Annotated in this window: 3 protein-coding genes and 1 pseudogene; 1 reads left to right on the plus strand and 3 read right to left on the minus strand. The window is 55.2% G+C overall.

The annotated features are described in order from the left end of the window. Positions 1 to 134, plus strand: a pseudogene (locus tag AC13CN_RS02025) (IS630-like element ISHsp2 family transposase); the annotation flags it as partial. Positions 135 to 168: 34 nt separating this feature from the next. On the opposite strand, the gene AC13CN_RS02030 reads toward AC13CN_RS02025, so the two are convergent. The 3 genes from AC13CN_RS02030 to glyA form a co-directional block, all read right to left on the minus strand. Continuing rightward, positions 169 to 1,548 carry an undecaprenyl-phosphate glucose phosphotransferase gene (locus AC13CN_RS02030; RefSeq protein WP_228219998.1) on the minus strand — a complete coding sequence of 460 codons (1,380 nt, stop codon included), beginning with the start codon at positions 1,546 to 1,548 and terminating at the stop codon, positions 169 to 171. Between the two features lie 212 nt (positions 1,549 to 1,760). Beyond that, the gene (locus AC13CN_RS02035; RefSeq protein WP_062361194.1) at positions 1,761 to 2,879 is read right to left on the minus strand and encodes an ISAs1 family transposase; all 1,119 of its coding nucleotides are present in this window, start codon (positions 2,877 to 2,879) and stop codon (positions 1,761 to 1,763) included. 343 nt (positions 2,880 to 3,222) lie between these two features. Beyond that, the gene (gene glyA, locus AC13CN_RS02040; RefSeq protein ID WP_062362843.1) at positions 3,223 to 4,488 is read right to left on the minus strand and encodes a serine hydroxymethyltransferase; all 1,266 of its coding nucleotides are present in this window, start codon (positions 4,486 to 4,488) and stop codon (positions 3,223 to 3,225) included. Positions 4,489 to 5,438 lie beyond the last annotated feature (950 nt).

Raw genomic sequence — 5,438 nt, forward strand, 5'->3', positions numbered from 1 at the left:
TTGAGATTCTGTGGCGGCAGATGAAGTATGCATGGCTGCCGCTGAGTGCGTATCTTTCGTTTGATAACCTCTGTGATGAGGTACACCGGCTACTCGATGGCTACGGCACTGAGTGCGCGATTAATTTTGAATAGGCACTTAAGCAATATACAGAAACATCTTTCGCACTTAAGGTTTTTGATTAAAAAAACCACGCGTTAAAGTCATTGCTAATATCTTTAAGTCAAAACCCAACGACCAATTGTCGATGTAGTAGAGGTCGAACTCTACCCGCTTTTGCATTTGCTCTAGGGTATCGGTGTTGCCTCGGTATCCATTTACCTGCGCCCAGCCGGTCATGCCGGGCTTTACGCGGTGGCGCTGCATGTAATTTTGTATGACCCCTTGGTAGTACTGGTTATGGTCTAGGGCATGTGGGCGCGGCCCCACCAGCGACATACGCCCTTGCAGTACGTTATAGAGCTGGGGTAGCTCATCCAGGCTGGTACGGCGTAGCAGCGCCCCGAGCGGGGTAATGCGGGGGTCGCCGTGGGTGGCCTGCTGCGTATATTTAGCTTGGTGGTTGCTCATGGTGCGGAACTTGTAAATGCGGAAGCACTTGCCATCAATGCCGTGGCGGTGCTGCTTAAACAGCACTGGCCCACCCATTTTCCATTTCACCAGCGCAGCAATCAGCAGCATTACTGGTAAAAACACGATAAATAGCCCCCCCCCTAGTAGGCGGTCTTCCACGTTTTTAACGAAACGTAGCGGACCACTATCCAGCGGGCTGTAGTTTAGCTCTAGGGAGTAAAGCCCGACGACCTGGGCCATACGGTGATTTAATAGGCGGATATCGGAGAGATCGGGGAAGTAGCGGACATTCACAGGAATGCCGATAAGGCTGGTTGAAACCAACCGCACTTTGTCGCCATCGCTTAGCGGGTAGGTGAGCCAAATTTCATCGAAATCCCTTTCAAACGCGCTCTCTTGCGCCAACCTGTGCAGTATGCGGTGAAAGTGGTCGGAGTCGTCGTCGGTATGGGCACTTTGCAGCGAATAGCCTGCATACGCCATGCTGTTGAGGTGTTCTGCTAGACGGCTGAGATTCTCTTCCCGACCGATGACAACGATGCGCTTGCGGTTTTTGCCTTTAGAGCGCAGGTGGCGTAAATAGAGGTACAGCACAGCCCGCATGGTGCTGCCGGTGGTTAGCACGGCCAGCGATGCCGAGCCCATCCATAACCTTGAGAAATTAACTGTGTTTTGAGTTGCCACTAGCAGCAAGCTAAGCAGTACGATGGTAGCCAGCCAGCTTAACCAATAAGCGCCTAACATGCTGTAGAGGCTTCGGCCACGCCAGGGCTGATATAGCCCCAGGAACTCCCCCACGGCGGGTAGCAGTAACCCGCCAATCACCATCAGAAAGAGATAGTACTCGTTGCTGAAGGTGATGTGGGGCATCAGCAACAGCACCAGGGAGGAGACGCCCATAGCAATGGCTGCGTCGAAACAGCGCATAATCCGACGCAGCCATTCGTTGCTTTGCGCAGCTTTTAATGGGGACATACCGTAATAGTGCCTTTAACTCGCCGAAGCGAGGTCAGTAAACGAGACTAGCAGCGTCATCACATCATTTAAATCCTGGCTATCTAACTCCCCAATTGCGGACTGCAGTGCCAGGCTATCCAGGGCATACTCGCCAATGGTGTCTACGTACTGTTGCTTCCTGTTACTTTGCCATGAAGGGGTCACCGTTCAGGGAAAACGCATGAAAAATTTCATACCGCGAGAATGTCCGCCAGGTAGGTCTCATCCAGCGCGGCTTTCTTCTGTTTCCGCCGGATTCCGCCTTTGAAACGCTTCTCCCCTTTCAGGTAATTCAAGGCGATATGACGAACCCTGGCGAGGTTTTCGGCTGCCTGTCCGCGGTGGATTTTACAGGCATCCTCGCGAAGAGCGACGTCCAGGGACCAGTGGAGCTTGTTCTCGACAAACCAATGCTGGCGAGCCGCTTCGGCGAGCTTCTTGGCGCTCAGATCGGCAGAGCTGATGTAGTAGCGGATCATCGGGGCTTCTGGCACCTCGTCACCTTCCAGGCGGAAACTCATTACCACGCCCACCGTTTTCAGGCCTGCCCATTCATAGCTAAGCTCCTGAAATTCTTCAGTAACCTCGCTGACAATATGGTATCGGGTCTCTTGCCGGCCACGGCTCTTCTCGTCCGTGACGTACGCATCCCCTTCAAAGTTGACCACCTTGGCCATGGGAAATGCGGCCTCGAAGGCGTCAGCCAAGGCCGGCTGGTTGCCCTTCACCGAGAGTAGGTAATCGGCGCCCTTCTGCAGGACCTGCGTGGCAATCTTCTTCTGGCAGCCCATGGCATCGATTGTTACCAGACAACCTTGCAGATTCAGCAGCTTGAGCAGCTCGGGAATCGCCGTGATCTCGTTGGACTTCTCCGCCGTCTTGACCTGACCCAGCACCACGCCATTCGCCGCACTGAAGGCGCTGACCATGTGTATCGCCCCTTTGCCTTTCCCTCGGCAGTACGATCCACGCAGCGTCTTACCATCGATGGCCACTATCGCGCCTTCCGTCACGTCATGGCAGGCCTTCATCCAGTCGGCAAACGCGCTTTGCAACTGCTCGGCATTCACCAGGGCCATGACCCTGGCCAAGGTGTCATGGCTGGGAACGCCAGCCTCAAAATCGCCGTACTGACGGAGAAAATCGAGCTTCGCGTGGCCAAAGTCCTCGATTTCGTCCCAACCCTCGGCACCACAGATCACCGCACAGACCGTCAGGAACAGGATATCCGACAGCTGATGCTGCACTTTCCAAGCCTGGCGGAAGTCGGGAACGATTGATAAATGGTGCATAAGAGACGGTGTCAGCATCGGGCCATCCATGAGCAAAAACTACGAGATGACCACATTAGCTCCTACTGGTAAAGCGCCACGACGCCCGTCGTAGAGCGGTTTTTCATGCGTTTTCCCTGGGTCACCGTTGAATCGAAAAGGCGTCAAGTGCAGGTAAAACTAATCGCGGCAGCATAACAGAAATGCCCTTCCTGGGGGTAGGGTTACTCGCCCTGCACTGCTCTCCAACAGTGCTAGCCTGCATGTTGCCTTGGTGATACAAAAAACGGGCACCCTGTTTGAGGGTGCCCGGTTTTTTGGGCTTTCCGTAGCCTAGGAGAGACTGCGAGAGAGCCTTAACACGAACTTACTGACAATCAGCTTATTTGTAAACCGGGAAGCGGCCACAAACTTCAGCGACTTTATCGAGCACTTGGGCTTCAACGCTGCTGGTGTCTTCGCCTTTGGCCAGTACGTCAAGGATGTCACAAATCCAGCCTGCCAGCTGCGTACACTCCTCTTCACCGAAGCCGCGCGTGGTCACGGCTGGGGTGCCGATACGCAGGCCAGAGGTAACGAACGGGCTTTGCGGGTCGTTCGGTACGGCATTTTTATTAACGGTGATGTGGGCACGGCCAAGGGCGGCATCCGCATCTTTACCGGTCACGCCCTGCTTGATCAGCGAGAGCAGGAACAGGTGGTCTTCCGTACCGCCGGACACGATGTCGTAACCGCGATCCATGAATACCTTCGCCATGGCTTGAGCGTTCTTAACCACCTGTTGCTGGTAGGTTTTGAACTCGGGCTCCATGGCTTCTTTGAAGCAGATCGCTTTGGCGGCGATGACGTGCATCAGCGGGCCGCCCTGGCCACCGGGGAATACTGCCGACTGCAGCTTCTTCTCGATGTCCGGATTGTTCTCGGCTGAGAGAATCACGCCGCTACGCGGGCCGCGCAGAGTTTTGTGCGTCGTGGACGTGACCACGTGGGCGTGGGGCAGCGGGCTAGGGTAAACGCCAGCAGCGACCAAGCCAGAAACGTGCGCCATATCCACCAGTAAGTAAGCACCGACTTCGTCAGCGATTTCACGGAATTTTGCCCAGTCGACAATCTGAGAGTAGGCAGAGAAACCGGCGATGATCATTTTCGGCTTGTGTTCACGGGCCAGGGAAGCGACTTGGTCGTAGTCGATCAGGCCTTGCTCGTTCAGGCCGTACTGAATGGCGTTGTAGTGCTTGCCGGAGAAGTTGGGCTTGGCACCGTGAGTCAGGTGGCCGCCCGCGTCTAGGCTCATACCGAGGATGGTGTCGCCCGGTGTGACCAGCGCTTGGAAAACAGCGCTGTTGGCTTGTGAGCCAGAGTGCGGCTGCACGTTGACATAGGTCGCGCCGAACAGCTGCTTGGCGTAGTCGATGGCCAAGTTTTCAGCGATATCGACAAATTCACAGCCGCCGTAGTAGCGCTTGCCTGGGTAGCCTTCGGCGTATTTGTTGGTCAGCTGGCTGCCTTGCGCTTCTAGTACGCGGGGGCTGGCGTAGTTTTCAGAAGCAATCAGTTCGATGTGGGCTTCTTGGCGTGCCACTTCTTTTTGCATGGCATCAAATAGCGCATCATCGAATCCGGCAATTGTCATATCGCGGCTGAACATCGGCGGGAACCTCGTTACGAAAGGATCATCATGGAGAAGCGAGAGCGCTATCATACCGCAGCCTGACGCGACTTTCATCGCATCCGCGTCAGGTGGTGCATGAGCATGTTTCATGTTGTGAGCCGGGTAAAGTTCTGACCAAATGGACAACCATGCGTGCCCGTCGCCCAACAAATTGGCCTCCCACAGGGGGGCACATTACTTGATCGATAAGGCCAGCTGTAGGAGGGAGCATTAGCTCGCGATGATGAAGGCACTGGTGCCTCGGCAGGCTAAGGGCGGCTAGCGCCGCCGTCGCCCAATAAATTGGCCTCCCACGGTGGGGGTACATTACTTGGAATCGATCAGGCTTGTTGTAGGAGGGAGCTTTAGCTCGCGATGATGAAGGCACCGGTGCCTCGGCAGGCTAAGGGCGGCTGGCGCCGCCGTCGCCCAATAAATTGGCCTCCCACGGAGGTAGCTTATTACTCGGGAATCGATAAGGCTTGTTGTAGGAGGGAGCTTTAGCTCGCGATGATGAGGGCACTGGTGCCTCGGCAGGCTAAGGGCGGCTGGCGCCGCCGTCGCCCAATAAATTGGTCTCCCACAATCGTGTCTTCATCGCCTAATCAGGTGCCCTCCTACACCTGCCTTCGGCAATGCCCCGATAAACTGCTGTAGGAGGGAGTTTTTATCAATCAGCGCGAAAAACCGCTTACTTTTAGTGAGCGGATGGATAGCGCGGCATCCGCAGGATGCCCTTGCTGATGATTTGTACAGTGCTATACTACTCACGTCGACACGACCTACCGAGGGGCACTCGGAAAGTGACGTCTGTGGAGACGATGTGAGACCTGGGGGATATGAGTTGGTTCGCCACCGTAAAAATCCCCACTGTGGGACTTTTACGGCGATAACCAAGCCATTCCCTCGGGCAATCGTCTTGGAAGCAGAAACCAGGAAGGTAACAA

The organism is Vreelandella sp. L-25, assembly GCF_056857535.1.